This window comes from Paenibacillus lentus (assembly GCF_042714055.1).
GTDB classification, from domain to species: Bacteria; Bacillota; Bacilli; order Paenibacillales; family Paenibacillaceae; genus Fontibacillus; species Fontibacillus lentus_A.
In genome coordinates this window covers 188,929-204,788 of the sequence record NZ_JBHGVC010000009.1, presented here as the reverse complement: position 1 = coordinate 204,788, position 15,860 = coordinate 188,929, and the positions used below count along the sequence as shown (strand labels likewise).

Here is a 15,860-nt window from a genome sequence, read left to right as displayed (position 1 = left end):
TTTTGATCACGAAGCGGGAACTGAGGGAATACTCGGTATCGAATCTTGAATTCACCCGGGCCTTCCGGTGCTCACGTAGGTTTTGCCTACGCTCCGCTCCTCAGTCCCTAGCTTCATTCAACCTTCTCGGTGCTGAAAAGTTGCCTAAAGGAAATTCGAAAAACAACTTTTGAATCAGGAAAACAATGACTGAGACCTATTGATTTTGATAGGTGCCACTTTTATCAGGAAGTACTAACATAATTTGTATGTGGGAGACGCTCCTTCAACGGTTCGTCTCGTTACATAAATTTTGGGCAAGAACATCTGCCCGAACAAATATTTCACTTATGTTAAGGAGGATTTACGTATGGGATTCAGATTGAAGGTAGAAGGAGCCGAAACGATCGAGCTCGGATTGGACAACATTCAGAAAGTGATTTATGACACGGATACACCGGATGATTCAAATGCTAGATCAACTGATGTTGGTTCCACATTGAAAATCAGCGGTAAAATCATTACTGCTACTGACGGCGACAAAGCGGATGACACGCTGAAACTGGCGCTGTGGTCTTTGGTTCCTGCAGAAAAGGCGGATTGCTACCGCAAGCTGACGCTTGAAGTGATCGCAGCGGATCAAGTGGTTCGGGAAATTACATTCCCTAACGCTTTTGTGGTGGATTACAAAGAAACATTCGGCGACACCGAAGGCGTAGGTACTTTCGAGCTGTACGTGAAGCAGAAGAAAGACAAAACCGAGTTGGCTAAGCTTAACGGCGGCTACGACGCAAGCAATTAATTCACTGCACTCATAGTATCAGGGTAGCAAGCAATCTCAAGGGGCCAAGCCCCTTGAGATTTACTATACCTTGTGCGAACGGCCGTTTGAAATAAGAGAGGCTGCCGGAGGATAACCTGGCCACAGCGGGAAAAGCACGAAGGCAAGTCAGGCGCTCTTTTGATCAGGCCGAAAAAGGCACAAGCGAAAGCGGGGGAACGCGTTGAACGTGACTGATTATTATGACCAGCTCGGAGTTTCCCGGCAGGCAACGTCAGCCGAGATTCGTCAAGCCTATCGCAGGCTGGCCAAGCGTTATCATCCAGACGTCAATCCGGGGAATGCAGATGCGGAAGCCAGGTTCAAGCTGATTGTCGAGGCTTACGAGACCTTAAGCGATGAGCAGCTTCGTACAGCTTACGACGAGAAGCAGGCTAATGCCAATCGATCCTCAGGGCAGAAGAATGGCAGGTCGGAGGCTGGGCAGAGCGGACAGAGTTCGTCTGGCAAAGCTTCGGCTAAGGTGGAGTCAGAGGGCTTCAATCCAGCTGAGATACGCAAGCAATTTGAGCAGTTTTTTGGCATGCCGCCCAAGGGGCAGTCAGATTCGCAGGATAAGGAAGCAAACGAGAAGAATCCACTGGATACTTCAGCGATGTTCAATCAATTTTTTGGCTATAAAAAATAACGGATATTGCATACATACATTGACGGGGGGAGCGACTTGAAGCCGGAGAACCACAAATGGATTACACTTATTGATCTGTTGATATACGGAATATTAGCCGGTATGGTGCTGTATGCCCTGCTCCGTCCTTTACTTTACACATGGCAAATGTCCATCGTCGCGGCATCGGCTGTGATTGCCAGCGTGTTGATTTGGACCGGTGGTCGTTCCAATGATAAGCCACAGGTAGCGAGGGAAGCGGTCGCGAAGATCGTGCTGCTCGATGATGACGGAGAGCGCGTGAAGGAATGGTACGTCAAGGGAGAAACCTCAGTTCTGATCGGAAAAAACACGCAGCGAGGCGAGGTTGACATAGATTTGTCGGACTGCGAGTATGCGTCGCTTGTCAGCTCCGAGCATGCTGTCCTGAATCGCGTTGGCGATCAGTGGTTCATTGAAGATGCGGATTCCCACAGCGGGACAGGCATCCGTAAAGCAGGACGCAGCGAGGCGAACCGGCTCGTTGTCGAAGAGCCTGTACAGATTGGTACAGGGGATATGATCTTTATTGCTAATACGCGGTTGTTAGTGAAATAACGGAGAACACACTTACTTACAAATGGGGGATTGAATCGAAGATGAGCTTGACGAGATGCCTGAATGGACACATGTTCAGTACGAGAAAGCATGGCAACACTTGTCCATATTGCAATACGACGCTAGAGCAGCCTTCGCGGAACGAATCGCGCAGACCCCAGGTCGCGGAGGATATGGAAGAGAAGACGATGCCTTATCTGGGGGAGACGACGGGCATTCAGCCGGTAACCGGCTGGTTAGTATGTGTCGAGGGCCCGCAGATGGGACAGGATTACCGCATTATGGCCGAGAAAAATTTCATCGGCCGCGCGGAGGAAATGCAGATTCGGATTATCGGGGATAATGCAGTGTCCAGACGCAATCATGCTGTGATCGTCTACGATCCGAAGAAGCGGAATTTTTATTTGCTGCCGGGCGATGCCTCGGGGCTGGCTTATCACAACAATGAAGCGGTATATACGCCGGCTGAGCTTAACGCCTATGATTTAATCCAGCTCGGGCGCAGTAAATTTGTGTTTGTGCCTTTATGCGGACCACATTTTGAGTGGGATAACAGTTAAGAACGGATGGTAATGATGGAGGATTGGAATTTTTTCGAATCATACGGCATCGTTGCGGCTGCGCTGATCGTCGTCGCCGTATTGCTTGTTATGCGGCAAAAGCTGCGTACTACCCCTGTTGTAGACATGTCGCCTGAAGATCCCGAACCCATGTATATTCCAGATATCATTGAAACGGTCAAAATCGGGAATGCCCAGACGATTGGCAGGCGGGAAGAGCAGGATGATTATTTCTCCAGCTCGACTACGCGAATTGGTACGATGGCTGCGATCGCCGACGGCATTAGCGGGTTGTCGCATGGAAGAATGGCCAGCACACTGGCCGTGACGATGTTCTCGAGAGAGTATTTGAAAGTGGATGATCCGGCGGATATTCCCGAGTATTTTCACAAAGCGGCATTGGTCAGCAACCGGGCAATCCTGGAGCAGCTTGGCGGGGAAACCGGAGGAACAACGCTCGTCGTGGGCATCGTGTCTGGGGGATTGCTGCATTGGGGTGCGGTTGGAGACAGCATGATTATTCTGTTTAGGGATGGCGAATTTATTCCGATCAATTCCAAGCATACTCTGGAGACGGTGCTGGAGGAGAAGTATTTATCCGGCGAAATCAGCAAGGAGGAAGCCAAGGAAAACCCGATGCGCAACCAACTGATCAACTATTTGGGATATGGCGGTTTTAAAAGCATGGAGGTTGGCGATCCGGTATCCCTGCAAGCGAATGACACGATCATTCTGTGTAGTGACGGGGTATACGATGCACTGACCGAAGTGGAGATGGAGCAGATTTTGATGCAGGGCTTGCCGCCGCAGGATGCTGCGGAAGAGATGATTAGCTTGATCCAGCGCAAGAGCTACAAGCATCAGGACAATGCAACGCTCATCATTTTGCAAATGGATTAACACATCAATAATTCTCGCAGCAGGACGGGGGAAACGGAGGAACACATGAGAAAGGAGAACAGCGATTTCAAGACCGCATTTGTCTCCGAAGCCGGTTCGTTTATCGACAACAGAGATTATTTTGCCTTCGTGGAGCTTGAGGACATGGCTTGCTACGTCATTGCGGACGGCCTCGATACGGATCGAGAGGTGCATAGCGCGAAAATGGCGGTCAGTGTCATCCTGGAGAATTTTATGGAGAAGCCTTCCTTGTCGCGGAGAAAAATCCGACAGGATTTGGAGGCGGCTCATGAGTGGTTGAAGTTTGAAAGCCGAAGAGTCCGGCTTAAAGCCAGCGTGCTCGTTGTCGTGACGAATTACACACAGATGGTGTGGGCAACCTGTGGCAATGCACGGTTGTACCATTTTCGCGGTGGCCGGCTGAATTTGCGTTCGAAGGATCAGAGCCTGGCGCAGTTGCTTCTGGAGGACGGAAGGGTGTCCGAGGAAGGATTGTCCGGCCATGAGGAGCGAGGAAATTTATTGAGCTACATGGGGCGGCCAGATCGTTTTGAACCCTATATTTCGGATAAAACTCCGCTCTCGGACGGAGACGTGCTTCTTCTATGCACACCGGGGATTTGGGAAGAGGTCGAGCTGCCGGAAATGCTCGATGCACTGGCGGAATCGAGTGATCCCGACAGCTTGACGGATACGCTGGAGGACATCGTCCTCAGCAAGCAGCAGCAAATGGTGAACAATTATACCGCAGCCGCTGTTTTCGCCAATAAGACGTTTACCGAGACACCCAAGAACCGTAAGAAATGGATTATGCGCATCGCGATATTGCTGTTGACCATGGCGATTGCCGGGGGCGGCATCTGGTATGCGAAGGCCAGGCAGGCAGCGAAGCTGGCCGAGACGGTCGTGCAGATGACCGAGTTTGAGCAGGACGGCGACGAATACGCATCCGCAGGCGATTATCCGAAGGCGCTTAAGGCGTACAGCGAAGCGAAGAACGCGGCGAGCAAGCTGAAGGACAAGCTGCATTTTCAATTGCTTCGCAACAAGCAGCGCGTGGCCCAAGCCATGACGGACGGCGACGAATACGTGAAGGATGGCAGCTTCGATATGGCGGTGGACAGCTATACGAAAGCGCTGGGTGAGGCGGAGAAGTACAAGCCGTTCAAGGTGGAGGATATTCAGGCGAGAATCGAGCGCAGCGAGGCGGTTGCGAAGCTGACGGAAGTGATGAAGGAAGGCGATATGCAGTTCCAAAATCAGGATTACACCGGCGCGCTGGAGACATACAAGAAGGCATACAGGGCAGCGATTGAAGCGAATTACCCGAGCGGTCAGAAGCAGTTGGAGACGAAGATGGAAGAGGCCGAGGGGAAAATCAATACCATTTATCGGGAGACCAAGACGCTTCAGGCCGATAATTTGGAGAAAAAAGGTGACCGTGCGCTAGCTGCGCTAGATTATAACGCCGCCATCGAGGCTTATACGCTGGCCCAGGAAATCTACCAGGAGATCGACAAGCTGGAGCGGGTGCTGGCAATGGAGCGCAAAATTGCCAAAGCCGACGAGAAGCGCAATCCCATCGTGCCAGCGGCGGGGCAGGCAGACTCGGTATCGGCAGGAGGTGTGCCCGTTTCAGGCATGTCCGGGACGCAGGGAACGAATGGAATGAACGGGTTGAATGGCTCAAGTGGATATAGTGGATCGAACGGGAGGAATGGATCCGGCGGGGGTTCCGAGTGGAGCGGTGCTTCGGGATCTAGCGTTGACGGAGCCTCTAGCTATGAAGGAAGCGAGGATCAAGCTTCAGCAAGCAATTCTTCGCCTAATGGATCAGCGTCATCAGGGCCGAGTCCGGTAAATCCGGGTACAACCGCCGGATCCGAGCAGTCAGGAGTAGGCCCGGCAAGTTCCACGAACAGCAGTCAGGATCGGTCAGCTACGCCGGAAGGAGGTGGGGGATCATGAAGGATATCGTGATGGATCGGCTCAGTAAAATGGAGGATTTGCAGCAGCGCCGGGTGCTTCGCAATCTGATGAGCGGCGTGTTCCTCGGCCTGGTCGAATATCAGGAGGAGCTGAACCGTCAGATTGAGCGGCGAGTATTCGAGGAGGTCGGCAATCAGGACAGCAAATACGATGTGTATGTGGGGATGTGCCGCCGGGAGGAATGGGATCCTCTGCACGAGTATTTGTTTCCGATGGTTCCAGAGGATACGGAGCCGCGCAGGATTGATCTGCAGAATTTGGTTGCCCGTCTAAACGAGGGGGAAAAGCTCCCGTTGTTCTCCTTGTTTCTGGAATGCAAATATCCAATGATCCAGGAGCTGCTCTATAGCGACCGGACGTTTCGCGGAGAGCTGGTTACGAATAGAAGCCGTCATGCCATACAAGTCAGGCTGGAGCGGAACAACACATACATACGAGAAATCGAGAAGCTGTATCATGTTTTTCTAAGCAATGGCCTGCCTTGGAAAACGATCAATCATCCTTACGCTTACAAGTTTGTGAACGTCGTATTGATCGGGGGAGACGTACAATTGGCGGAAGAAGAGGAAGTTCAGGAGATCACCGTTCATCTGGAGGAATACGAAGCATATAAAAGAACGGATCTAGTTCCGCTCTGGAACATTCAGCGCCTGGAATTGAAAACGGGAGGATTCCCGGTTCCTGCGGCTGATCGCGTGAATTTCGAGCATGTGCTGCCGCTGCGCAAAAGCGGGCTGCAGCATGGCTATCTGGTCGACACCAATGACGACAGCATTCGTTACATCAAGCGTTCGCCGGAGGAACTGACCGTTGTATCGACGCGTGATAAATCCGATTCCTGGCAGGTATTGATGGTGGTAGAGCCGGTTAGTACAGGCATGGGCAAGCTGAGTTACGCACTGATGTCGAACCGGCAGCGGGACGATTTCATCAGCAATTATGGCCGCAGTCAAGGACAGGTCGTTCGCTCCAAGGGCGAGATCGTGCGGATTATCCATTCTTTTGCCGTATCGGAATGGCTGGAGCTCGTGGATGTGGAGATTCGCCCTCCTTCCGCCAATAACGCGCTGACCTATGAGTTGAACCGGTTCATTACGGATGAAGTTCGGGTGGATAATGGAAAATGGCGGATGTGCCTGAAATTCATCTACCGGGAATCCGGCAAGGAGTTGGGTTATTTAGCCGAGGATATGATGAGCTTTTTGGTGTCCCAAGTCCAGATGTCGTTCCCCGAATATCGCTGTGAAGGAGAATGGGCTTGAATTACATTTGGGATTTGCTCGTTCAGGCGCAGGAATCCGGAATTCATAAGCGGGATGTTACTTTCCTTCCGGCCAAGGTGTACTCGCCTTACATGGAGCTTAGTTTAGAGGATTTAAATGCCGCAGCGGGCGAGCAGGTCGAGGTAGAGGTCAACCCGTTCTATCGATTCTCCGATGTGTTCCGCGATTTGTTGAACATCAATTTGACGGAAGATGAGGAGATCCGCCATACGCTGTTTGATATTCTGATTCATTTCCTTGCCGAGCTGGACTTTATGCAGGGCATGAATAAGCGGGAATATCACATACGATTCGTCCTGCGGGATTTGGAAGCCGGGGCGTTCGGCGAGCGGGTAAAGGATCGGATCGGTCTGTTCGAGCGGGATGAACGGGAGTGGATCGCCTGCGCAATCCTCCGCATGTATGACACGGGAGAGACGCTGAACCTGCTTCGAAGCACGGTAAGCCGAATGTTTCGCCGCTCGACGATTTATGTCAACAGCGAGGAGAAGGATGAGATGCTGTTCTACATCGGTCAGAAGAAGACGGAGCTCGCCGGCCGGAAGCTGGAGCTGCTGATGGAGCTGTTCCTCCCGGTTCGCTACCGCACCGAGGTGTATTGGGATTGCCATGTGGGGATTATCGATGCCGCGGATACGATGATCCAAGATCGCATCGCCATGTATTAGAGAGAGGCAGTGACTTCACTCAACCTTCTCAGTGCTGAAAATTCGACTTTTTGAACACGTATTTTTAAGGATGCCCCTAACCATTTTGGAGGAGGAATTGATCAAGCATGAAGGGCTATAAACTGTATACGGATTCCACCAGCCAACAGCGGGTGCGCGGGAAGGTTTCATATACGCAGGATGAGCTTACGGAGATGACCACCTTCCAACTGCGGAATATTTGCTACCGGGAACGGCTCGTAGAGGGGCTTAGCCATCGGCTGGACCGGGAAGAAATGATCCGCGTCATCCTGAAGTATTTGGGCGCGGACGAAGAAATGTTCATCGGCCCTTTCTGCGAAGGCGGTTTCGAACGCGTAAAGACGGTGATACGCAAATACATGCAGGCATCGCTTCAAGGGGACGGGGGCATTCGTGTTCCAGCCCGCATCGTCATTTATCCAAACATCGCCATCGATAAAAGCGACGGCTATAAGGTGAAGGCCCCTGCGGTATTTGCGGAGTCCAATGTACTGCTCGTCAACGACCGGATGGAGCTCTGCGGCATTCTTCATTTGCGCAAAGAGGAGGGCGAGGCGGGCAGCTTTTATTTGGCGGCGGACAGCAGCATGGAATGGCAACGCACGTCTAATCGCCAGTACAGCCTATTGTTCCTCCGCAAGCGCGATTCGGAATACGTGTATAAGGCGTATTACCAGGCGCAGGTGCTGCCGCCCATCCAAATCCAATATTATAAAATTCCGCTGGCTGAGCTGGACATACGGGAACTGCAAAAGACGGATGCCGTGCTGGGGATCGATTTCGGTACTTCCAGTACAACGGCCGGCGCTTTTTTATACCACGGGTACGCGCAGTCTCCGAGCAGTCTAGATGTGTTAAACGGTCATATTCGCTCCAATGAAGTGAATTTCGTGAAGTTTCCCGACACGACGTACCGAAGAACGGAATGGATCGAAGCCCTGCCTACCGCGGTCAGCGTAGCCGATTGCTCTGACCCGGCAGCGGTAAAATACCAGTTCGGCCATGAGGCGTTGTTGAATATCCGCCGCAGCAGCTACAGCAGCCGGGCTTCGGTATTTCAGGGGCTTAAACGCTGGGTGAACAGCTATAACCAGCCTGTCGAAATTATGGACAGCGAAGGAAATACGGCTTCCGTACTGCGGCGGGATATCATCCAGGCGTATTTGAAATACGTTATCCAGATGGCGGAACATCAATTCAAATGCAAGTTCAAGAACCTGCATTTCTCGAGTCCCGTCAAGATGAAGGCCCCGTTCCTTAAAATGTTCGCTGAGATTTTGCCGGATTATCGAATTGAGCAGCAGGAGGCGCTGGATGAGGGGATGGCCGTACTGTACAACACAATTGCGGACGGCCTGGAACGCAATATATTCATGGAGGGGACGGAGTATAAAGCACTCGTGATCGACTGCGGGGGCGGAACGACGGATTTATCCTCCTGCCGCTTCCGCGTTGAGGACGGGCATATGTCCTACCGCATCGTGATGGACGCGACGTATGAGAACGGGGATACGCATTTTGGCGGCAACAACATTACATATCGCATTATGCAGTTTATGAAAATCATATTCGCGGATTATTACACAAGCGGGCGGCGCAGAGTGACGGATATCGATGATTTGATTGATATTCCGGCAAACGACTTGTTCCGCGAAGTGGATGAGAACGGCGTAGCCGCGGTGTATACCGAACTGGAGCGACGTTATCGTGAGGCGGAGGCGATGATTCCGACCGCCTTTGCAATGTACGAGAATCGCTCGCGGGACGAGTATTACCGGGTTCGCGGCAATTTTTATTTCTTGTGGGAGATTGCCGAGGGCATGAAGGAACAGTTTTTCCGCAAGACCGGAATCCTGAGGAACCGCTTCGACGCAGAGGAGGACGATAGCCGGGATAACGATTTGCAGATCACGACGATGGAGCGATGGTTCCTGTCGGTGCTGCGGGGCGGTGAATTGAAGGATGAATATGAAATTCCGAATGTCGTGTTCAATATCAAGGAAATTACCCAGCTGATCAAAGGGGATATCTACGAGGTGCTGCGCAAATTTCTGGATGGATTCTACCAGGACGGCGTGCTGGGCCAGTATTCGATTATTAAGCTGACAGGGCAATCCTGCCGGATCGAGGTGTTTCGGGAGGCGCTAAAGGAGTTTGTACCGGGACGGAGCATCGAATTCAGGCAAAAACCCGTCGAAGGCCGTGTTCCCGAGTTGAAACTGGCCTGCCTGCGCGGAGCGATCCGCTATCTGAACGCCCGGAAGGCCGGCGTCATCGAGACGAGCATTACGAATCATGCCGCTGTCATCCCGTATTCGGTCAGCGCATACACCCATGACCGCCGCGAGTTGGAGCTAATCTCCAGCCTGGAACGGACGAACCGGGTGCTGGGCTTCATCTCCCGGCCTTATCACACACAGGAGGTGGAGTTCCTCCTGCGGGGATCAGACGGCGTGCTGCGGCACAGCTATGTGTACCATAACCGGATCAAGGACTATGAGTCCGTGAAATATGAGGATATCCAAGCGGTCTATCAGGATAAAATTCCGCAGGACGATACCGACTCTATCGTGAACGGAGAGACGAAGTATTTCGTCTTTGCGGATGACAATCACTGGGGCTTCCACGTGCTGCCGATCGCCCGCCAGGACGAAGGGCTGCTGCTCGGTCGCAAGGAGCTGTTTCCGTTCGAGAACGAGCGGTCGGAGCTCGACTTTTTTGACGGGATGAAGTAAAGCAGTGAACTTAGTTATTAGGCCTCCGCCACTAACTAAGCGACTAGTTGTGTTGACAAGAAGGGAAGAGCGGAAATGTACGAGGTCTTATTTCGAAGATACGTAGCGCTGGCGATTGACCGGATTATTACTGGTGTGGCGGCTACATTGATCAGTTTCATTTGGATTTTACCGGGAGAGCTGTTTGAATACAATTCTATCTATTTAGCATTAACGCATCTATTGATCTCGATCACCTGTGATTGGATTTACTACTGTCTGATGGAGTCATCTAAATACCAGGCTACTATTGGCAAGAGACTACTTGGAATCATGGTCGTGGACAAAGACTACGAACGAATTACATACGCAAGGGCTAATAGCAGGTACTGGGGGAAACTGCTCTCGGGCTTGATTCTTGGCTTAGGCTACCTGATGGCCTTCTCTCATGAGAAGCGGCAGGCGCTGCATGACAGAATGGCGGGGACTTATGTAGTAAAGAAGAGCTTCCTGCTCTTTATGCTCAACTGTCAGAAAGACGATGATGTCAAAACGGGCATTGCGCATGCATAAGGTAGGAGGGCGAGACATCGTGTATGCACGATTTTGGAAAAGGGCGGTAGCAGCCTTATTGGATCTATTGGTTGTCGCTTCGATTCATCAGGTGATTGGTATATTGAGCAGTTTCGCATGGTATTGGTACCTGCAGGATCCTTATAACTATTATGAGTATTTAGATGAACTAATAGTGTTAATTAATGTTACTCGAGGTATCTTGCTACTAGTTGTATTCTGGCATTATTTCACGATCATGGAATCTTCCAGGTTCCAGGCAACTTTTGGAAAAATGGCGATGGGATTGAGAGTAGTTAATCAGGAGGGGAAGAGAATTACTTTTCACCGGGCGACTGCACGGTTTTGGAGTAAAAGCTTCTCGGCCTTCACGGTATTGATTGGCTGGTTCATGGCAGGCTTCACCAAGAAAAAACAGGCGCTTCATGATATCGTAGCTGGCACTTGCCTGATAGAGGAAGAAACATTGAAAGCCAGACAAATGGAGACCGCTGCCACCGTGTAGAAGTAAGGCGTTGAGTTTTACATTTGAAGTGTAGTAGGCGGTTTACTGGGGGGAAGAGCGTGAATGTATGACGTGCTGTGGAGAAGGTATTTTGCTATGTTTGTTGACCGGATTTTTATGGTGCTGTTCTTATTGATAGTTACCTTTATTTTTATTACCCCAGAAGAGCTGATGTATCGTTTCAATGGGACACTGGTGATATTCAGTTTGATCGCTCAGTGGCTGTATTTCACTATTATGGAATCTTCCAAATACCAGGCAACCTTCGGAAAGATCATGCTAGGTGTAGTCGTGGTCGACGATATGGATGAGAGAATTACCTGGGGCAAGGCCAACGCTAGATTTTGGAGCAAGCTGATTTCATCCATCTTGGGAATTGGTTATTTCATGGCAATTTTTACGGAGCACAAGCAGGGGCTGCACGATAAGATCGCTGATACATATGTCGTCAACAAGGAGATGCTTCTGTATAAAAAGAGCAATCTTCAGCCATTGGTATCCACGGGGAAGCTTGATTTGGCAAGCAAGGGCTTCAACTGGCCGGATTGAGGGTAGCAGGGGATCGGCAAATTTGAAGGAGAGTAGTCTATGTACGCTGGATTTTGGAAAAGGTTTGTTGCTTGTATATTAGATAGTTTTATTGCATACATACTCGGGTTTTCTTTAACGATTCTTGAGTTCTTGTTGAATATGCTTCTTGGAAGAGAAATGGGATCTTCCACTCGTGATCCGGGACTATTCAAGACAATTATTTTCTTTCTTCGAATACCGTGTTACATCTTAATTCCTTGGCTGTATTATGCGATTTTAGAGTCTTCCAAATTACAGGGGACTCTCGGCAAGAAGGCTCTCGGCATCGTTGTCGTAGACCAGCATTATCATCGAGTATCATTTGGGAGGGCTAGCGGTAGATTCTGGTGTAAAATCCTATCCTCTGTGTTCTTTGTGGGTTTTATCATAGCTGGGTTCACAGAAAAGAAACAGGCTCTCCACGATATCATTGCAAACACATATGTTGCGAAAAAGAAAGCACTCGAACTGAACAAAGATCAACCTCCAATGTACCCGCACGGAGTTCATATGCAGGGTCAGCAGGTTTGATAGGGTATCTGATCAGATAGAACTTATCTGGGAGAGTCGTAAAACGTCACAGCCGGAAGGGGGGAAGGCAATGTTTAACCATATCGCACCCAAGTTTGAGAAGGGCCGGATCCTAAAGACGGCGATGCTGGAAAATCTGCGGGATTTCCCACGCGAATTTGTGGACGTCTGCTATCACGAATATACGGATGGCATCATTTCGGGTGCCCATGTTGAGGTCGGAGCAGATTCTCTGATCGTGCATCCCGGTATCGTCAAGCATCAAGGGCAACTATATTTGCTGAAAGATACTGTGAGTATCAAGTACCGCGCTACAGGACGGGAGGCCGCGCTGAAGGTTCGCTTCCATGCTGGCCACGAGGACAACGACTGGCAGACATTCCGCAGCGAGATCGTGATCGACGAGCAGATCGAGGCGGATGCCTCCGAGCTGGAACTGTGCCGCTTTAAGTTGAAGGAAGGCGCCCGGCTGCGCCAGGACTACCAGGGCTTCAGGGACCTGGCGACTGAATTTAATACCGTGAATGTTCTGCATGTCCGCTATGCGGCTTACGGCAAAAGCACCTTGTCCCCGGTTATCCTGCGCTGCTTCGCAGAGGAAATGATGCGCAAGGGAAGCGGCGATCCGCAGGACTTCATGTTTACGATGATGTGCATGAACGAGGGAACCCTCGCTCGGGACGTCATTTTGCACTATATGACCAGTCGTCTCGGCATGAGCAGCAGGGAGTATACGAACGTGGAGATCCACAAGTATCTTAGCCGCATCCTAGATGGCGTCCGCGGTGGCGGTGGCGGCAGGCTGGGCATGACCCCGGGCGGCAGCCAGCGGGTGATTGTGGATTAGGGATGGATTTACCCCAAAAAAGGAGGAGGAAAAGTTATGTCGTTTATGGATGAGAAGATTACGCAGATCATTAATGAAGCAGAGCAATCGATGGTATCCCGTTCGATTACGGATGGGCCGGTGAAAATTGGGAACCGGTATTATGAATTTACCATGCAGTCTTTCTACGAGGACAAAATCTCTCTCTACCTTCCTGCTGACTTTGAAGAAATGCCTAAGGAGATTCGTTCCATCAAGTATCCCTATGAACAACGGCCTGAAATCATTAGAAGCGATGAGACGGGAGCCATTAATTTCACGCTCAACCGAATAGATCATGAGTTAAAGGATGAAATGGTAGCGGAACTGTCTGCTGGAATGAAAACGATGATTCAAAAATCGAATCCCTCCCATGTCTTCTATGAAAGCGGGGTAGAGACCGTAAACGAGAAAACGTACGGATACTTTGAGTTCAAAAATATGGTGATCGACGGTGCCTTATTTAACATCATGTATTTCCTCGAGTTTGAAGGCAAGGTCTTAATGGGAACCTTCTGCTGCCGGTATGAGGATTATCCGGATTGGAGAGATGTGGCGTATCAAGCAATTCGCAGCCTCACTGTCCATGTTGAAGAAGAAGGAGGGGAATAAGCATGAGCGAGATCATCTATACGTCTGCCAATATAGTGGTGTCGAACTATAAGTTCGAGAGAATTACGGAACTCATCATCGATAAGCAGATGAATGAACATGCCAAGCTGTTGATTAGCGGCATTATTTCCGAAGACATGCAGGATAAGTATATTGAACAAGCAAATGCGAGCGATACCATTCGGGTTGCGGTCCAGGATAAGGACAAGGAAATTCCTCTGTTTCATGGTGTAATTACGAATATCTCCGTACAAGCTGCGCGTGGTGTAAGAAGCATTGCTATTGAAGCTCATAGCTTATCCATCCTTATGGACATCCGCAAGGAAACAGGATCTATCCAAAACAAAGAGTTATCTTATAAAAGTTTGTTTCATCGGATTATAGCAAGCTACCCTGATTCCGATGTCATTGACGAAGCATCGCAAGGCAAAAAAACGGGTGGATTGCTGGTTCAATATCAAGAAACCGATTGGGCGTTTATGAGGAGATTAGCCTCGCATTTCCATGCTCCTCTAATTCCTGTCAGCTCTCAAACCGGGATCAAGCTGTATGTCGGATTGCCGGACGCTGATCATCTCCAGAAGTTAGATGAATACAACTACGCTATCACTAAAGATTTAAGAGATTATAAGCTGAAATCAGAGAATGGTGTCAAGGATATTTCAGAACAAAGTAGCATCAGTTACACCGTTACAAGCCACAAGGTGTTTGAGTTGGGCCAAGCGGTCACCTTCCAGAAGCGGACATTGCATGTCAGCCGCGCGGAGACCAAGCTGGAGAACGGCATACTGAGCAGTATTTATGATCTAAAAGATGCCAAAGGGCTGCGCTGTCGAACGGAATATCCCTATGCTCTAGCGGGAACGTCGTTATTTGGAACGATCCTTGATGTGGCAAAGGATAAGGTCAGGCTGAAGCTGCATATTGATCAGGATCAGCCTGTGAATGAAGCTATGTGGTTTGCTTATTCCACGGTTTATTCATCCCCGGATGGGAGCGGCTGGTACTGCATGCCGGAAAAAGGGGATGAAGTACGGCTTTATTTTCCCGACGAACAAGAGAAAAATGCTTTTGCTGCGAGCTCGGTGGATACCGACTCCTCTAATCCTGAGAAACGAAGCGATCCTTCAGTGAAGAGTATCAGTACCAAATATGGCAAAGAAATCGTGTTTAAACCCGGCGCAGTTGAAATTATTGGCGGAGGCCAATTGCTGATGAAACTCACCGATGATGGGGGGATCGAAATTAACAGCGACAAGAAGATTTCTCTGTCGGCTATGGAGGATATCGAAATTAACGGCGGCGCCAAGATTGTCATACAAGGGGAGTCAGGCATTGAATTCGTTCAAGGAAATGCTTCGCTTAAAGTGGAGGATGAGGTCACGCTGAGCGGGGGCAGGGTGAATATCGAATGAGTTCTGTCATGAGTCGTGAAGAGGCGTTGGGTCATTTATTGGAAAATCATGTGTTTGATCGCTGGCAGGGCGACTTGGATATCATTTCTGAGAGCTATATCCAGAATCAAGAGGCTACTATAGCGGAATTCATGAGTTCTGTGGATTCAGCGTGTAAAAAGGCGGCCGAGCTTCAAGAAGGAGGGATGAAGGGAGATATCCAATATATCTATCTCTCTTTGCTGCGGACAAGCTTAATGGAGCATAAGGCTATTTATCGCATTGATATTCATGATGAGCGCTGGTTTCTTGATCCTGTAGAGTGTTCATCTCACTGGCAGGCAGATTTTATATTCAATCCTTTATTTCAGAGAATGCGGGAGTTGGAAGCTGTTAAAGCAAGCTATGCCCGAAAAGTATCAACGATGGATATTGAACGAATCTTGCAAATTGAAGCGATAAGATATCATTTGTTCACTATCGAATTTATGAGAAGTATGATTCCTTCTATTTTGGAATGCGAGGGCTACAACCAGCTGGTCAAGAAACCGAATATTTGCATTCTAGCCGGGGAATACCGGGATCGCAGCGAGCTGCTCTATGGCCAGCCGGAAGCCGAACCGGAAGAAATCACGGCAGAGCAGTGAACGG

17 protein-coding genes are annotated in these 15,860 nt (G+C 50.0%); all 17 read left to right on the top strand.

The genetic code is table 11. The features are described 5' to 3' along the window. The first annotated feature begins 349 nt into the window (after nucleotides 1-349). The 17 genes from ACE3MQ_RS19985 (at nucleotide 350) to ACE3MQ_RS19905 (ending at nucleotide 15,856) form a co-directional block, all read left to right on the top strand. Nucleotides 350-781, top strand: a complete 432-nt coding sequence (locus ACE3MQ_RS19985) for a hypothetical protein (RefSeq protein ID WP_019637161.1) — start codon at nucleotides 350-352, stop codon at nucleotides 779-781. Nucleotides 782-989: 208 nt separating this feature from the next. Next, entirely contained in the window at nucleotides 990-1,448 is a 459-nt protein-coding gene (locus tag ACE3MQ_RS19980; RefSeq protein WP_379395928.1) for a J domain-containing protein, read from the top strand. Nucleotides 1,449-1,484: 36 nt separating this feature from the next. Then, nucleotides 1,485-2,024 carry an FHA domain-containing protein gene (locus ACE3MQ_RS19975; protein ID WP_379395911.1) on the top strand — a complete coding sequence of 180 codons (540 nt, stop codon included), beginning with the start codon at nucleotides 1,485-1,487 and terminating at the stop codon, nucleotides 2,022-2,024. A 41-nt stretch (nucleotides 2,025-2,065) separates the two neighbouring features. Continuing rightward, complete coding sequence (locus tag ACE3MQ_RS19970; protein WP_110934055.1) at nucleotides 2,066-2,584, top strand: FHA domain-containing protein; 519 nt, start codon at nucleotides 2,066-2,068, stop codon at nucleotides 2,582-2,584. 15 nt (nucleotides 2,585-2,599) lie between these two features. Then, nucleotides 2,600-3,484: a PP2C family protein-serine/threonine phosphatase gene (locus ACE3MQ_RS19965; RefSeq protein WP_379395908.1), complete on the top strand. Its 885-nt coding sequence runs from the start codon at nucleotides 2,600-2,602 to the stop codon at nucleotides 3,482-3,484. Between the two features lie 45 nt (nucleotides 3,485-3,529). Beyond that, the gene (locus tag ACE3MQ_RS19960) at nucleotides 3,530-5,452 is read left to right on the top strand and encodes a serine/threonine protein phosphatase (RefSeq protein ID WP_379395906.1); all 1,923 of its coding nucleotides are present in this window, start codon (nucleotides 3,530-3,532) and stop codon (nucleotides 5,450-5,452) included. Next, complete coding sequence (locus tag ACE3MQ_RS19955; protein WP_379395904.1) at nucleotides 5,449-6,735, top strand: normocyte-binding protein; 1,287 nt, start codon at nucleotides 5,449-5,451, stop codon at nucleotides 6,733-6,735. Before ACE3MQ_RS19960 ends, ACE3MQ_RS19955 begins: the two co-directional genes overlap by 4 nt. Further along, on the top strand, nucleotides 6,726-7,424 hold the full coding sequence (locus ACE3MQ_RS19950) for an iron-dependent peroxidase (RefSeq protein ID WP_213643433.1): 699 nt from the start codon (nucleotides 6,726-6,728) through the stop codon (nucleotides 7,422-7,424). The genes ACE3MQ_RS19955 and ACE3MQ_RS19950 overlap by 10 nt, the downstream gene beginning before the upstream one ends. Before the next feature lie 107 nt (nucleotides 7,425-7,531). Next, complete coding sequence (locus ACE3MQ_RS19945; RefSeq protein ID WP_379395901.1) at nucleotides 7,532-10,180, top strand: molecular chaperone; 2,649 nt, start codon at nucleotides 7,532-7,534, stop codon at nucleotides 10,178-10,180. 75 nt (nucleotides 10,181-10,255) lie between these two features. Continuing rightward, nucleotides 10,256-10,732 (top strand): RDD family protein, encoded by a 477-nt coding sequence (locus ACE3MQ_RS19940; RefSeq protein WP_379395899.1) that lies wholly within the window; start codon nucleotides 10,256-10,258, stop codon nucleotides 10,730-10,732. 19 nt (nucleotides 10,733-10,751) lie between these two features. Beyond that, the gene (locus ACE3MQ_RS19935; RefSeq protein ID WP_379395897.1) at nucleotides 10,752-11,237 is read left to right on the top strand and encodes an RDD family protein; all 486 of its coding nucleotides are present in this window, start codon (nucleotides 10,752-10,754) and stop codon (nucleotides 11,235-11,237) included. 63 nt (nucleotides 11,238-11,300) lie between these two features. Continuing rightward, nucleotides 11,301-11,786, top strand: a complete 486-nt coding sequence (locus ACE3MQ_RS19930) for an RDD family protein (protein WP_379395895.1) — start codon at nucleotides 11,301-11,303, stop codon at nucleotides 11,784-11,786. A gap of 39 nt (nucleotides 11,787-11,825) precedes the next feature. After that, complete coding sequence (locus tag ACE3MQ_RS19925; protein ID WP_379395893.1) at nucleotides 11,826-12,338, top strand: RDD family protein; 513 nt, start codon at nucleotides 11,826-11,828, stop codon at nucleotides 12,336-12,338. Between the two features lie 70 nt (nucleotides 12,339-12,408). Next, the gene (locus tag ACE3MQ_RS19920) at nucleotides 12,409-13,185 is read left to right on the top strand and encodes a DNA and RNA helicase (RefSeq protein ID WP_379395891.1); all 777 of its coding nucleotides are present in this window, start codon (nucleotides 12,409-12,411) and stop codon (nucleotides 13,183-13,185) included. A 36-nt stretch (nucleotides 13,186-13,221) separates the two neighbouring features. Continuing rightward, entirely contained in the window at nucleotides 13,222-13,815 is a 594-nt protein-coding gene (locus ACE3MQ_RS19915) for a hypothetical protein (protein WP_379395889.1), read from the top strand. A gap of 2 nt (nucleotides 13,816-13,817) precedes the next feature. Beyond that, the gene (locus ACE3MQ_RS19910; RefSeq protein WP_379395887.1) at nucleotides 13,818-15,230 is read left to right on the top strand and encodes a phage tail protein; all 1,413 of its coding nucleotides are present in this window, start codon (nucleotides 13,818-13,820) and stop codon (nucleotides 15,228-15,230) included. After that, nucleotides 15,227-15,856 carry a hypothetical protein gene (locus ACE3MQ_RS19905; RefSeq protein ID WP_379395885.1) on the top strand — a complete coding sequence of 210 codons (630 nt, stop codon included), beginning with the start codon at nucleotides 15,227-15,229 and terminating at the stop codon, nucleotides 15,854-15,856. Before ACE3MQ_RS19910 ends, ACE3MQ_RS19905 begins: the two co-directional genes overlap by 4 nt. The last annotated feature ends 4 nt before the right edge of the window (nucleotides 15,857-15,860 follow it).